Raw genomic sequence first — 14877 nt, forward strand, 5'->3', positions numbered from 1 at the left:
GACATGACACCTTTCCGCCTTCTTCCCTTCCGTGCACGATGCGTGCGCCCAGCCTGGGGGCTGCAGCGGCCCCTGACGCTGCTCACGGCCCTGGTCCTTGCGACCGGTGGTCTGGCTGCCCAGGCCGCCATCATCGAGGTGCCCGCCACCGCCGCGCTGCAAAGCGTCATTGACGCCGCCGTTCCCGGCGACACCTTGATGCTGGCCGCCGGCACTTATCACGGCAATATCATCGTGAACAAGCCGTTGACGCTGCAAGGCCCCGACAACCGGCAAGCCGTGGTGATGGGCGAGCGTGAAGGACGCACGGTCTGGGTACAGGCGGAAAACGTGACAATACGACAGATCACCGTAAAAAACTCGGGGCTGAGTCTGCCGGATATGGATGCGGGCATCTTTCTGGATAAGCCCGCCCATCACGCCCTGATCGAAAACAACGACATTCTCGACAATCTGGTGGGGGTCTACGTCTGGGGACCACATCAGGCCCTGGTCCAGGGCAATACCATCGTGGGCAACCAAGAACTGCGCCTGAACGAACGCGGCAATGGCGTCACCGTGTGGAACTCACCAGGCTCACGCATTTTGAACAACGACATTTCCTGGGGTCGCGACGGGATCTTTTCCAATACCAGCCGCAACAACGTTTTTAGTCATAACCGCTTTACCCAGCTGCGCTATGCGGTGCACTACATGTACACCAATAACAGCGAAGTCAGCGGCAATGTCTCCATTGGCAACGACATTGCCTACGCCCTGATGTTCTCGCAGTTCCTGACCGTACGGGACAACATCAGCATCGACAGCACGCATCAAGGCCTGATGCTCAATGCTGCCCAGCAATCGACCATTATCGACAATGTCGTGGACGGGGCCGAAAAAGGCGTTTTTCTCTACAACGCCAACTTCAACAAGATCTCTGGCAACCTGATTCAGAACACCCAGATCGGGGTGCATTACACCGCCGGCTCCGAAGGCAATGAGATCACGGAAAATGCCTTCATCCAGAACCAGAATCAGGTGAAGTATGTGGGCACCCGCTACCTGGAATGGTCCAGCAAGGGCCGGGGCAATTACTGGAGCGATCACAGCGCCTTTGACCTGAACGGTGATGGCATCGGTGATACCGCCTATCGCCCCAATGGCCTGATTGAGCAACTGGTCTGGCGTGCACCGTCTGCCCGCGTACTGTTAAACAGCCCTGCCGTGTCTATTGTGCGCTGGGCCCAAACCCAATTTCCTGCCATTTTGCCCGGCGGCATTATCGACAGCGCACCGCTGATGCGTGCGCCCGACAATCCCGTCTGGGAGCGCTACAAGGCCCATCATGACTCCATCCAATAACCGCCCGGCCCCTGTCTCGCTGTCCAATGTCAGCAAACTGTATGGCCAGCAGCGCGCTACCAACGCGGTGAACTTCGAGCTTTACCCCGGCCAATGCACGGTGCTGGCGGGTCATAATGGCGCGGGGAAAAGTACCGTCATCAAGCTGATCCTGGGCCTGATCCGTGCCGATGAAGGCAAGGTCACCTTGCTGGAGCACGATGCCAGCTCTTCTCAGGCGGCCAGGCTGCGTGCCCATATCGGCTACTTGCCCGAAACCGTCGCCCTGCACCCCGCCCTGACTGGCACCGAAACCCTGGCCTTTTACGCCCGACTCAAAGGACTGCCTATCCAGGACAATCAGCCTTTGCTGGCACGGGTCGGCATTGCTCAGGCCGCACACAAACGCGTGGGCACGTATTCCAAGGGCATGCGCCAACGACTGGCCCTGGCCCAAACCCTGCTGGGCAAGCCACGCGTGCTGCTGCTGGACGAGCCCACCACCGGCCTGGACCCCGCCTCCCGGCTGCTGTTTTACGAGATCGTGCAAGAACTGCGTGACGCCGGCGCCACCATCCTGCTCAGCACCCACGCGCTGGCAGAAATGGAACGACTGGCCGATCGCATCATCGTGATGCAGCAGGGCCGCAAAATTGCAGACGGCACCTTGTCCGACCTGCGCCAGCATGCCGGCTTGCCGGTACGCATTCGCCTGACCGTGGAACGCATACCGGACCCTGTGCCACCGCACTGGAAACCCATAGGCACAAACCGCCTGGAGCGTCATTGCACTGAAGCGGAAAAAATCCAGATCCTGCGTGAGGCGCACACCCTGCCTGGCTTGAAGGATCTGGAGCTGGAGTCCCCCGGTTTGGACGAGCTTTATGCGCACTTTTTAAAGCGCGAGGATTACTGAGCCATGAACCCTGTCCTGATCATCATCCAAAAGGAAGTGCGCGACGGGCTGCGCAACCGCTGGGTACTGGCAGTCACCCTCTTGCTGGCCACCCTGGCCTTGTCGCTCGGCTTTCTGGGCAGCGCCCCCACCGGCAGCGTCAAGGTCGACCCGTTGACTGTGACGGTGGTCAGCCTGTCCAGTCTGTCTATTTTCCTGATCCCGCTCATCGCCATGCTGCTGTCCTACGATGCCATTGTCGGGGAGATCGAACGCGGCACCCTGTCCTTGCTGCTCAGCTACCCGGTCCATCGCTGGCAGGTACTGGTGGGCAAATTTCTGGGTCATGCCCTGATCCTGAGCCTGTCTACCGTCGTGGGCTACGGCCTGGCGGGTCTGACCTTGCAACTTGCCCATGGTGGTCTGGACTTCAGCGTCTGGACGCCATTTCTGGCCATGATGGGCGCCAGCATTCTGCTTGGCGCCAGCTTCCTGTCCATGGGCTACTTCATCAGCACCCTGGTTCGGGAGCGGGCCACCGCAGCCGGGCTGGCCATCGGCATCTGGCTGTTTTTCGTGGTGATTTATGACATGGCGCTGCTCGGTGTTCTGGTGGCCGACCAAGGGGCCGTGATCACGGCCTCCTGGCTGAACATCATCTTGCTGTTCAACCCCACGGATGTCTACCGCCTGCTGAACCTGACCGGCTATGAGAACGTCGCCATGTTTGCGGGCATGGCAGGCCTGAGCGAACAGGCACGCCTGCCAGCCAGCCTGTTGATGAGCGTTCTGCTCCTCTGGATCGCCGTGCCTTTTGCTCTGGCGAGCCTGGTCTTTAAAAGAAAAGCACTATGAAAAAACTGCGCACTTTCCTGCTGGCGTGCCTGAGCGTATTGCTGACCGCCTGCGGTCAGCCCGAAACCGTCCAGGCCCCGCCGCCACCGGTCGTGCAGATTCCCCAAACCGCCGTGGGTCACTACTGCGGCATGTATCTGTTCGAACATCAAGGCCCCAAAGGACAAATACTTCTGCGGGAGCGCGAAGCACCACTGTGGTTCACCACCATCCGCGAAGTCTTTGCCTACACCTTGCTGCCTGAAGAGTCCAAAGCCATCGCCGCCACTTATGTGCAGGACATGGCCCAGCGCGAACCAAACGGCCAGTTTCCCGAACAGGCCTGGATACCGGCCCAGGAGGCCTGGTATCTGATCCACAGCCGCTACACCGGCGGCATGGGCACCATTGATGCCCTGCCCTTTAGCCAGGAGCAGGCCGCCAGGAGTTTCCAGCAACAGCATGGCGGCCAACTGGTTCGCTTTGCCGATATGCCCGAGAACTACATCTTTGGTGCCGTTGCACTGCCTTGAAACGCCCCTCTTGCTGACCCCCGGTATCTGTCATGACTTCTACTCCTGTTTCCCGTCGTCGTTTTATCGGCATTGTGGCCGCCACCAGCGCCCTGAGCGGCCTGCCCTGGGCAGCAAAAGCGATGCAAGCCCCAGCCGCCCCGCTTCGTTCCTGGCAAGGGGTGGCGTTGGGTGCCGATGCGCAACTGCATATCCATCACCCTGACCCTGTGTTCGCGCAGGCACTGATCGAGCAGGCCCTGTCCGAAGTCCGCCGTCTGGAACGAATCTTCAGCCTGTACCAGGAAGATAGCGCCCTGCGGCGTCTGAACCGGGACGGCTACCTGAAGCAAGCGCCCGGCGATCTGACGCGTCTGCTACAGGAATCACAACGACTTAGCGCGCTGACCGACGGGGCTTTTGACCCGACGGTGCAAGTACTCTGGGAACTGTATAGCCAAGCGGCCCAAGGCAAGGGCAATCAGGCGGCTGTCCCAGACGCAGCCCAGATCAGTCAGACACTGCAACAAGTCGGCCACCAGGCCATACTTATTCAGGAGGACTCCATCTGGCTGCAGCGGCCAGGCATGGCCTTAACCCTGAACGGTATTGCCCAAGGCTATATTACCGACCGCATCACCGAGCAGCTCAAACAGGCAGGGCTGGAACACGCCCTGATCGACATGGGAGAGATACGCAGCGTCGGCCTGGCTCCGGGCAATCGTCCCTGGCGGGTTGGTCTGACAGGGGACCCGGCAGAGCCAACCCGCCTCTTGAATCTGGACGTACGCAATCAGGCCGTCAGCACTTCGTCGGGCGCGGGAACCGCACTGAGCCGTGATGGCTCTGTCACTCATCTGTTCAACCCGGCCAATGGACAGGCTCGACCCTTGTATCGCAGTGTCTCGGTCGTGGCGGGCAACGCCACCATTGCCGATGCCTTGTCCACGGCGTTCTCATGGATGTCGCCCCCAGCGATTGCGCGGGTTCTGGCCAGCGACCCCGGTTTGCAGGCATGGGTCCTACCCTATGATGGCAAACATCTGATGCCGATCCATTCGTAAACACCCCGTCAAACCCGCTTACCAGGGGGCGCTCAAGCCCGACAAAGCCTCGTACAATGGCGGTTTCGTCTACCGCAGGCCTAATCCCCATGTCCGTGAACTGTCCAAGCCTTCCCTCTGCTGCCCCTTTGCCCGGTCTGCCAGAATGGACCGGGTTTTGTGAGGCGGCGCGTCAATCCGATCGCTACGCACTGGACCTGCACTGCCTGAAGGCAGCGGGCCTGCAAGTGGACTTGAGTGGGCAACGGCACTCGCCAGAACTACAGGCGGCCGGAGCCGCACTACTGGCCGCCCGCCATTTCGATCAGGCTCGCACACAATTGCTGAGCGGTGGCATCGTCAACAATACCGAGCAGCGCGCCGCCTGGCATAGCGCCCTACGCGCCCCTGCCCCCATCGCAGACGTGGCCAAGGAACGTGAACGCATGAACGAATTCGTGCGTGTCGCTGACTCCGAGCGCCGCTGGCGCAACATCATCCATATCGGCATTGGCGGCAGCGACTGGGGCGTGCGGCTGTCCTTGGCTGCCTTTGGCTATCGTCACAGCTGGCGCAATGTGCGCTTTCTGGCCAATATCGATGGCCATGCGCTAGAACATGCCCTATCGGGCATGGACCCGCATGACACCCTGATTGTCATTGCCTCCAAATCCTTCACCACCACAGAGACCTTGAAAAACGGGCAACGCGCCCTGGAATGGCTGCAGGCTGCCGGCGTCGCCAACCCCTATGAGCAGATTGTGGCCGTTACCGCCCGTCCGGACACCGCCGCACGCTGGGGCGTGCCGCAAAAACAAATCTTTCAGTTCTGGGATTGGGTTGGTGGGCGCTTCTCACTCTGGTCTGCCGTCAGTCTGACCACTGCCCTGGCCGTCAGCAGTGATGTGGTGGCCGGGATGCTGTCAGGCGCGGCTGCCATGGATCAACATTTCCAGGAAGCCCCCATTGCCTCCAACGTGCCCGTGCAAATGGCTCTGGCGGGGGTGGTCAATCGCAGTGTACTGGGCTATGGCTCACTGAATATTTCGCCCTACGATTTTCGCCTTGGCAATCTGGTCCCCTACATCCAGCAATTGGATATGGAGTCCCTGGGCAAATCCGTCACCACCGGCGGAGAGCCCGTAGGCGTCGCCACGGGCGCAGCCGTCTGGGGTCTGGCAGGAACCGACGCGCAGCACACCTTTTACCAGTGGCTGCACCAGGGCAGCGACGGCGCTCCCGTTGACTTTATTGTGTGCCAGCAGGCGGATCACCATCAGGCCGAGCACCATCATCTGTTGTTGGCCAATTGTCTGGCCCAGCGCGAGGCGCTGATGCGCGGCAAAACCTACGAACAGGCCCTGGCCGAATGCGAGCAGCAGGGCCTGGGCGAACAGGCCGCCGAGCTTGCCCACCACCGTGTCCACTCGGGCGGACGCCCCAACACGCTGATCGTGCTGCCGCGTCTGAACCCGTTCTCACTGGGCGCCTTGCTGGCCTTGTACGAACACAAGATTTTCGTGCAGGCCCTGATCTGGGGTATCAATCCCTTCGATCAGTGGGGCGTGGAATACGGCAAAGTATTGGCCAATGGGATTTTGCAGGAGCTGTCTGGGGAAAAAGAGATCTCTGCCACCCATGATGCGTCTACCCGGCATTGGATAGAGACTTTCAAGAGTTAACCTTGCTCACTGTCCTATCTGCGCCCTAGGTCCTGTTGAGACTATGTATAAAAAGCTGGATGCTAGGGTCATCGAGCTAACACAAGCCTGAAGTGAGCAACTCGCGAATTTGCATATGGCGGGTCGGCCATATTTACTAAGCCCCGAATCCTCATTGCAAACTCATCCAATTAATGATTACGGCATTCCAGACGGCACTGGTGCCATACACACTGCGGCGTTAATTTTTCACTATACGGGATATCGTAAGTTATGGAACCGGCTCTGGATCGCCTTTGATGACCATGCAACTATTGCAGGTATTAACTCAACCGGGGGGATGTGTTATCCCGTCAATTGTAACGATCATTAGACAGCAACTAACTGGCTTCAAGGTAGGCAATCTGCATCCCCAACAAGCTAGCTTCAACAACTTATCAGCATTTTCCCCATGTCTGAACACGCACTTTTTTAGCACTCTATCTGCACTCAATGGAAATCACAGAATCGAGTGCAGTCAAGCGACATATTTATCTAGCGATGAGCCAATGCTGACGCCTCTTTGTCAGTCCAACACACAATCGAAGCATATGCTAAATAAACCGGCTACGTTCGGCTTTGTAGACTGAAGCAGATCAAAAAAACCGTTCATTATTCTTACTCATGACAGTTTGGATTTTCGCGTCAGCTGAGAAAACGTACAACCCTATGCAAAGGGACATAGTTGCGGTCCCAGAAGCAAAAAATATGATCTTGAAGAAGATAGACCACGTATCCGGAATGATAGTCGTAAACGGTTTAACGGGCTGCTCCCGGTTTACTAGTTGTTAACACAACCGCTTTGAAGGATTTTTAAAATCTACTGATTTTACAGCAATGACGGGAACGCCATATACTCCAGAACACTGTACGAGTGAAAACGAGGACTTGAATTCCGCTAAAAAAACTTAGCAACAGGAACAAGGCTTGTCAATTTCAGAGTGTATAATTTTCTCAAATTACTCGGCGCCGAAGCCTGTCAGGCGGCTTATAGACTCGGCCTCGGTGTGACTGTAGAACAACGGCTCAGACCAGATAAAACCAACCAGTCGTATCCAATGTACTCATTTTTGATACAAACTCGACCGCCTCGTGACGGGTGCAATACCTTTACCATGGCCGCGCAACAAGGATTGCGGGCTTGCGCCTGACAATATGTGACCAAAGCAGTGTTTTCCCTTAGCCTGTACAAAAACGCCCGAATCAGGGCGTTTTTTTTCGGGGTTATCCCTCATCTATAGGCTGGTTCGCCTAGGCGCTATACGAATTGTCTTATGGCGCGCCTGTCGCACGCCGTTACATTGAGATGGCTACATCTAATAATTAATCCACTCTGGAGACATCTCATGGGTACGAACGCGACCACCGCACCCGTCGACGAACGATTACCGAATGGCAGGCTGGCTGCATTGGGCCTGCAGCACGTTTTGGTAATGTACGCCGGTGCCGTCGCGGTTCCACTAATTGTGGGCCGGGCTTTGAATCTGTCGTCTGAAGAAGTATCTATCCTGATCGCCGCAGACCTGTTTGTCTGCGGCATCGTATCCATCATTCAATCGATGGGTTTTACGCAGTACTTTGGCATCAAGCTGCCTGTCATGATGGGCGTTACCTTCGCTGCCGTGGGTCCCATGGTGTCCATGGCCCAGTCCAACCCCGGTCATGAGGGCGCTCAAATGCTGTTTGGCACCGTCATCGGGGCCGGGATCATCACCATGATCATTGCCCCTGCCGTGAGCCGGATGCTGCGTTTTTTCCCGCCGGTGGTCACTGGCACGATTATTGCTATGATCGGCATTACGCTGATGCGTGTGGGCATCAACTGGATTTTCGGCAATCCTGTCGGCCCGACTGCGCCCAGCGTCATCAACCCCGACCATCTGGCCTGGATACAGCACGCCCAATCCGCTGCCGCCATGCCCGGCTCCGCCCTGCCACCGCCCCCGGAAGGACTGGCCTTGAAAGCCACCGTTCCCAACCCCCGCTACGCCAACCTGACAGGTCTGGGCATTGCGGCCATCGTACTGACATCGATTCTGTTGATTGCCAAATTCGCAAAAGGCTTTCTGGCTAACGTGGCTGTCTTGCTGGGTATTGTCATTGGCGCGGTTGTGGCCTCGGCCATGGGCATCATGACTTACGAAAAAGTGGCCAACGCGGCCTGGGTTGATCTGGTTCTGCCGTTTCACTTTGGCATGCCCAAGTTCAACATTTTGCACATTGCGACCATGACCCTGGTCATGATTGTGGTGCTGATTGAATCGACCGGCATGTTCCTGGCGCTGAGCGACATGACGGGCAAGAAGGTGGATCAGAAGGATCTGGCGCGTGGTCTGCGTACCGATGGTCTGGGCACCTTGCTGGGCGGTATCTTCAATACCTTCCCCTACTCCAGCTTCTCGCAGAACGTGGGTCTGGTCGCCGTAACGGGTGTGCGCAGTCGCTTTGTGTGCGTGGCAGGCGGCGTGATTCTGATTATTCTGGGCCTGCTGCCCAAGATGGCCGCCCTGGTGGAATCCTTGCCTACCGTGGTTCTGGGCGGTGCCGGCATTGTGATGTTCGGTATGGTCACCGCCACCGGCATCCGTATTCTGTCCGGCGTGGACTACAAGACCAACCGCAACAACTCCATGATTGTCGCCATCTCGATTGGCGTGGGCATGATCCCGCTGGTGGCGCCCAATTACATGCAGTGGATGCCCCACGCCATCCATCCGCTGATCGAATCGGGTATTTTGCTGACCTCGATGGCCGCCGTTTTACTAAACCTGTTCTTTAATGGCGCCAAAGAAGACACCCACGCAGCGGTAGAAGCCGCCAAACACGCCGAAGCGTAGTTAACGCCCGGCATGATTGAAAACCGGCCTGTTTGTTGTCATGATGAAAAACAGGCCGGTTTGATCGACACAGGTGCCCTGGGTCTGGGGGCCACCGCTCAAGGCCAAACGGGCCATACGGCGAACAGCGCTTGTCTCAGGAAGCAAAACGCCGCGCACCCGCCACACACAAGGCGGCCCCCATCGTGACCCAGATCATGCTGGCATTGACGGCCTCGCCCAGCAGGACCGCAGCCAATGCCAAGCCCATAAAAGGTTGCAGCAACTGCAACTGTCCGACTGCCGCGATGCCCCCCTGCGCCAGTCCTCGATACCAGAACACAAAGCCCAAAAACATACTGAAGACCGACACGTAGCCAAACCCCAGCCAGGCCGAGAGGGTGACCGTGTCAAAGCTGGCGGGCCAGAACCAGATCATCATGAGGAACATCAAGGGCAAGGACAGCACCAACGCCCAGCAAATTACTTGCCAGCCTCCCAGGCGGCGCGACAGACGCCCACCTTCGGCGTAGCCCATGCCACAGACCGCCACCGCTGCCAGCATATACAGATCGCCTTGCCAGGCCGCTTCCAGCCCTTGCTGCGCGGCATAGCTCATCACCAGCAGGCAGCCCAAAACAGAGCATAACCAGAACACGGGTTTATGCCGTTCACCGGCCAAGACCACCCCAAAGAGCGCAGTGCACAAAGGCAACAAGGCGACATACACAATAGAATGCGCCGAAGTGATGTACTGCAGGGCCAGCGCGGTCAACAAGGGGAATCCCAGCACGACACCAAAACCGACCACGGCCAGGGACAACAGATCCGATCGCTGTGGCCGTGCCACGCGCCCCAGCAGCAACCAGACGCTGGCCAGCAACGCAGCCACGACGGCTCGCGCACCCGTCAGGAAAAATGGGTCCATACCCAGCACAGCGACCCGTGTAGCCGGTAAAGAACCAGCAAAAATCGCCACCCCCATAAAACCATTCAGCCAGCTGACCGCCTTGCTATCCATCGCTTTTTCTCCCCCAAAGAAGCTTGTCAGTACAACACAGCTATGCCAGGATACCCAGGCACAGTCCAGTACAGTTTTAAAAAACTGTATTGGCCTTTATCCCCATACACCGTGCCTAACCCTGCCTCATGCCTGCCTTGACCCGTATCGACCACCTCATGCAATCCGTGCGTGAACGCATCGCCGCACGGACCTATCCGCCGGGCACACGCCTGCCTTCTGTGCGGGCACACGCCCGTTCATCCGGCGTCTCGGTCTCTACGATTGTGGAGGCGTACGGCCGGCTGGCGGCAGAAGGGCTGATCGAAGCCCGGCCCGGCTCCGGCTTTTATGTGACGGCCCCTTTGGCCCCCCTGAGCCTGACGGCCCTGGAACCTGCACTGGACAGGGATATAGACCCTTTGTGGATCTCTCGTCAGTCTCTGGAGGCCGACGACGATGCACTCATGCCCGGCTGTGGCTGGCTGCCCTCGGACTGGATGTATGAACAAGGCGTGCGGCGGGGGCTGCGCAAAGCAGCACGCAGTGCCAGCCAGGACCTGACGGACTATGGCTCACCCCTCGGTCTGGAGCCTCTGCGACAACGACTGGCCCGCCGTCTTGTGCAATCTGATATTGAAGTTGGGCCGCATCAAATCATGCTGACCGATTCGGGCACTCAGGCTATTGACCTGATTTGCCGATTTCTTCTGGAAGCAGGCGATACCGTGCTGGTGGACGACCCTTGCTACTTCAATTTTCACGCTTTGCTACGGGCGCACAGGGCCAACGTCGTCAGTGTGCCCTACACCCACCAGGGGCCGGATCTGACCGCTTTTGAAGCGGCACTTCAACAGCACAAGCCCCGCCTCTACATCAGTAATTCGGGGATCCACAACCCGACCGGAGCACGGCTTTCGGCCGCTACGGCGCACAGTGTTCTGGCAATGGCGCAGCGTGCCGACCTCTACATTATCGAGGACGACATTTTCGGCGATCTGGAAACGCGCCCGGCAACCCGTCTGGCGGCACTGGATGGCTTGTCCCGCGTCGTGCAAATAGGCAGTTTTTCCAAAACCCTGTCGGCGTCGCTGCGTTGCGGCTACATCGCCGCACAGGCGCCCTGGATAGAAAGTCTGGTGGATTTGCGCACGGCAACCAGTTTCAGCAGCAACCGCCTGGCTTCGCATATTCTGAACAGTGCGCTGGGCGACAGCGGCTATCGTAAACATCTTGAGCACATTCGATACCGGCTGTCCAAGGCCATGGACGTGACCCTGACGCGCCTGGAGCAGCTCGGCCTCAGTCCGTGGCTACGCCCGCGCGAAGGCATGTTTCTCTGGGCCCGTCTGCCCGAAGGCCACGACGCCCTGAGTCTGGCTCGCGCCTGCCTGCCCCATGGCGTGATCCTGGCTCCTGGCCCCGTGTTCAGTCAAGCAGCGGATGCCGCTCAGTTCTTGCGATTTAATGTTGCCCAATGCAGCGACACGCGTATTTTTACGGTGCTCAAGAACGCGCTTGATCAAGCGCGACCCGATTAAGCCCTTGAACAGTGTTCGCTCTCTTGCCACGGAAACGGGCAATGATGCTCTGCCGGGGGTGGGGGATTACAATCTGTTCTGTTGGGCGGCCCATGCGGACCGCCGCCACCGATCCCATTCCCATGTCCCCCAAAGACTTACGCGATTTATTCCTGCTGGCCGCCATCTGGGGCGGCTCATTTTTATTTACCCTGCAGGCGGTTCCCGACTTTGGCCCTTTCCCGCTGACCGCCGTGCGCGTCGGTGTCAGCGCCCTGGCCCTGATGAGCTATATCACCGTCACGGGCCGCCTGCCAGTGTTCCTGGCGAACTGGAAGCCCATTTTTGCGCTCGGGGTCCTCAATGCCGCCGCGCCTTTTTCCCTGTATGCCTTTGCGGCATTGCGGCTGGAATCGGGCCTGCTGGCGGTCCTCAATGCCATGGCACCCCTGTTTGGCGCACTGGTTGCCCGGGTCTGGCTCAAAGAACGCCTGACGCCCAGCCGCATTCTGGGCCTGTGCGTCGGCTTTTTAGGCATTCTGATTCTGGTGTACGACAAGCTCAGCTTTAACAAAGGGGCCGAAGGCTGGGCTGTCCTGGCGTCTTTGCTGGCCACTGTGTTTTACGGCATTGCCGCCAACTTCACCGCGCGCTATCTGCGCGGAGTCCAACCCCAGGCGGTCGCGGCTGGCAGCATGGTCAGCGCCACCCTGGTTTTGCTGCCCGCCGCCATGTACTGGTGGCCGGCTCAAACGCCAGGCTTGCCCGCCTGGGGCGCGGCGCTGTCCCTATCCCTGTTATGTACCGCCGTTGCCTACCTGATTTTCTATCGTCTGCTCGCCAACGTCGGTCCCTCCAAAACCATCACAGTCACATTTCTGGTGCCGCCTTTCGGAGTGCTCTGGGGCGCCTTGCTGTTGGACGAAGCGCTGACCGCGCAAATGTTGATCGGCATGAGCACGGTCTTGTTGGGTACATTGCTGGCCACCGGTCTGATTGGCAGACGCAAGGCGGTCTAAGTCAGCCCCCACCGCCTTGCCCCACTCGTCAGCTAGTTGAACACGTGTTTGACGCTGGCTGTCTGTCCTGATCGCACCCGTACCGTGCTGCTAAACGGCGGCAGGCCGGCATTTTTAATCAGGATGCGGTGTGTGCCGGCCGGCAAGGACAAGGACTTCAACGGCGGACTGACTCCCTGCTTGCGTCCATTGACGTAGATCTCGCCCCACGGCCGCACATCCAGCACGACGGTACCTTTGGCCGTGGGCGCCGCTTGCGTCGGTGCAACGGCTTCAGGCTTGGCAGTATCCGCAGGGGTCGGCTCAACCCGCGGTAGACGGCTCGGCTCATCGGACGCTTGCTCTGGCTGGGCTGGCTGCGATGGCAGGGCATCCAACCCAGCCGACATGTCTGATACCTGTACCGCCTCGGCAGCCGGCTCGACAGCCTGAACCCGTGCCTGCCCGGCTAACACGCTGGCTTGAGCCGACATGGGCGCCAACGATGGAATGGCATCGGTCGTAACGGGTTGCACCGCCTGAAGCGCGACTGGTCCGCCTTCCTGCCCGGACACGGCAGCGGATAACCCTGGCGGGGAAGACGGCTCACCCTCGCTCGAGGTGTTCGGGAGCGCCGCGACTGGCTCTGAAACGGCCTGTACGGACCCCTCTGCCGTCGGCAAACCCCGTAGATCCGCCTGGCCCTCCTGCCCTTTGGGAGCCGCCCCTCTGGAAGGGGTTTCGGCCATCAAGGCCTGGCCGCTCTCTGTGGTGGCAACAAGCGATCCTGACTCCTCACTGCCTGTGCTCCAGTACCCTACTGCCAGCCCTACCACCAGCAGCAAGGCCAAGCCGCCCAGCCAACGCCAGCCAAAGGCGCGGCGTTCGGTTCGTATGGGCAACACGGGCCGCGCCAGCGCTGTCTGCTCAGAGACAGAGTCAGACACCTGTCCTAACCTTTCCAGTCGTCGATACGACAGCATGGATTGCGGGCGCTGAACCCAGTCCAATGCCAAGCCCTGCAACATGGCCTGGGTGGGGCCATCCGCCTCCTCATCCATCCCCACCGGGTCCCTTAGCTGTCGCCAGGGTGCGGCCGTCAAGGGCGTGCCCGTCGTCAAGTGCCAGCGCAACGCGGCATAGCCGTAGACATCTGTCCACGGCCCGGCAGGCCGGGTCGGGTCGTCCACATACTGTTCAGGGGCCGCACAAGGCTCATCAAACGCCATGCCGTGAGCACGGGCCTGAGTCAGGTTACGCTTGTGCAGGACCTGCGCCAGCGCTTGTAACTGAACCAGGCCCTCGTCGGTCAATATCACCGTATCCAAACCTAACGCGCCATACCATTCCTGCCGCTCATGCAATTGGGCCAGTTGCAAGGCCAAATGCTCCAGAATAAGCAGCCGCTGGTCCAGCGACAAAGAATCCAGAACCTGCCCCAAAGGACGGCCCTGTCCATCATGGGCAGAAGTCGTTCGTTTCATGAAAGTTCTCACCAGGATTGAGAGAGACGGCCATCAAGATCGGCCGCTGTAACTGAGGTAAACAAGCGTCGAAACAGGGCAAGGCTCAACTCACCACGATGGGTCACGCTACGCCAGTTGGGGTTGTTCATCCCCAAACACCACCAGTAGCTGCGTTGAGAGCCGGGTTCCAGGCAAGGCTGTAACACCGCCCATGGGTCTTGCGGCACAGCTCCTCCACGCGTGCCATACAACACATCCAGAATGTCCTGACCTGCCTCGCGTTGTTCCAGCCGGGCGGCAGCACTGTCAGCCAACAAGCCAGCAACCGGCAGCGCACGGCACAAGGTCTGGTCTACCTGCGTCGCGGCCCAGCAAAACCGCACCCCTTGCTGCAAGACCAGCCCCAGTTGCTCAACCAGACTGGCAAGAACAGGCAGACGAACGCGCTGACATTGCTCCAGATCCAAGGCCACCAGGGCACAGACCAGATACTCCCGTCCAACCCGGTCCTGACTGGGCATGACCGCGCCCGCCTGCACCCCGCCCTGAGGCAAGGACCTGACAAACCCCCAGACCGGAACGGCTGAGCCCGCTAGATTGACACCAGCCGGCTTAGTGAATGGACGAATCTGACTGACCCCACTACTGAACCAGCGCTCCCACGGCAGCAGAATCGAGTCGGGCATGCGTCTGCGCACGAAATCGCCCATTGCTGGAATCTTGCCGTACCACATCACGGCAAGGTTCGCGTCCAACTCATCGTTGAGCAT

At 59.1% G+C, this 14877-nt stretch carries 12 protein-coding genes; 9 read left to right on the forward strand and 3 right to left on the reverse strand.

The features are described from left to right. The first annotated feature begins 3 nt into the window (after positions 1-3). From ACOZ42_RS15355 to ACOZ42_RS15385, 7 genes are all read left to right on the forward strand, one after another. The gene (locus tag ACOZ42_RS15355; RefSeq protein ID WP_080585009.1) at positions 4-1344 is read left to right on the forward strand and encodes a nitrous oxide reductase family maturation protein NosD; all 1341 of its coding nucleotides are present in this window, start codon (positions 4-6) and stop codon (positions 1342-1344) included. Then, positions 1328-2239 carry an ABC transporter ATP-binding protein gene (locus ACOZ42_RS15360; protein ID WP_059318172.1) on the forward strand — a complete coding sequence of 304 codons (912 nt, stop codon included), beginning with the start codon at positions 1328-1330 and terminating at the stop codon, positions 2237-2239. Before ACOZ42_RS15355 ends, ACOZ42_RS15360 begins: the two co-directional genes overlap by 17 nt. Positions 2240-2242: 3 nt before the next feature. Then, positions 2243-3073 (forward strand): ABC transporter permease, encoded by an 831-nt coding sequence (locus ACOZ42_RS15365; protein ID WP_003805092.1) that lies wholly within the window; start codon positions 2243-2245, stop codon positions 3071-3073. After that, entirely contained in the window at positions 3070-3585 is a 516-nt protein-coding gene (locus tag ACOZ42_RS15370) for a nitrous oxide reductase accessory protein NosL (RefSeq protein WP_003805094.1), read from the forward strand. The genes ACOZ42_RS15365 and ACOZ42_RS15370 overlap by 4 nt, the downstream gene beginning before the upstream one ends. 32 nt (positions 3586-3617) lie before the next feature. Next, complete coding sequence (locus ACOZ42_RS15375; RefSeq protein WP_059318170.1) at positions 3618-4628, forward strand: FAD:protein FMN transferase; 1011 nt, start codon at positions 3618-3620, stop codon at positions 4626-4628. An 89-nt stretch (positions 4629-4717) separates the two neighbouring features. After that, positions 4718-6289, forward strand: a complete 1572-nt coding sequence (gene pgi, locus ACOZ42_RS15380) for a glucose-6-phosphate isomerase (RefSeq protein ID WP_426345341.1) — start codon at positions 4718-4720, stop codon at positions 6287-6289. A 1364-nt stretch (positions 6290-7653) separates the two neighbouring features. Continuing rightward, positions 7654-9144, forward strand: a complete 1491-nt coding sequence (locus ACOZ42_RS15385) for a nucleobase:cation symporter-2 family protein (RefSeq protein WP_003805495.1) — start codon at positions 7654-7656, stop codon at positions 9142-9144. A 136-nt stretch (positions 9145-9280) separates the two neighbouring features. Here the strand turns inward: ACOZ42_RS15385 and ACOZ42_RS15390 are convergent, their stop codons facing one another. Then, positions 9281-10144: a DMT family transporter gene (locus tag ACOZ42_RS15390; protein ID WP_426345342.1), complete on the reverse strand. Its 864-nt coding sequence runs from the start codon at positions 10142-10144 to the stop codon at positions 9281-9283. 128 nt (positions 10145-10272) lie between these two features. Here ACOZ42_RS15390 and ACOZ42_RS15395 point away from each other — a divergent pair, with 128 nt between their 5' ends. Continuing rightward, positions 10273-11664, forward strand: a complete 1392-nt coding sequence (locus ACOZ42_RS15395; RefSeq protein ID WP_131071025.1) for a PLP-dependent aminotransferase family protein — start codon at positions 10273-10275, stop codon at positions 11662-11664. Positions 11665-11756: 92 nt separating this feature from the next. Further along, positions 11757-12662 (forward strand): DMT family transporter, encoded by a 906-nt coding sequence (locus ACOZ42_RS15400; RefSeq protein ID WP_081050055.1) that lies wholly within the window; start codon positions 11757-11759, stop codon positions 12660-12662. 32 nt (positions 12663-12694) lie between these two features. Here ACOZ42_RS15400 and ACOZ42_RS15405 read toward each other — a convergent pair whose 3' ends face one another. Together ACOZ42_RS15405 and tagF are read right to left on the reverse strand one after the other, a co-directional pair. Then, positions 12695-14125, reverse strand: a complete 1431-nt coding sequence (locus tag ACOZ42_RS15405; protein WP_426345343.1) for a PEGA domain-containing protein — start codon at positions 14123-14125, stop codon at positions 12695-12697. A gap of 8 nt (positions 14126-14133) precedes the next feature. After that, a complete protein-coding gene (tagF, locus tag ACOZ42_RS15410) occupies positions 14134-14877 on the reverse strand; it encodes a type VI secretion system-associated protein TagF (RefSeq protein WP_219235285.1) in 744 nt (247 codons plus the stop codon).

Origin of the sequence: Alcaligenes sp. HNGD-HTN06 (assembly GCF_049932565.1) — a bacterium.
Lineage (GTDB): Bacteria > Pseudomonadota > Gammaproteobacteria > Burkholderiales > Burkholderiaceae_B > Alcaligenes > Alcaligenes ammonioxydans.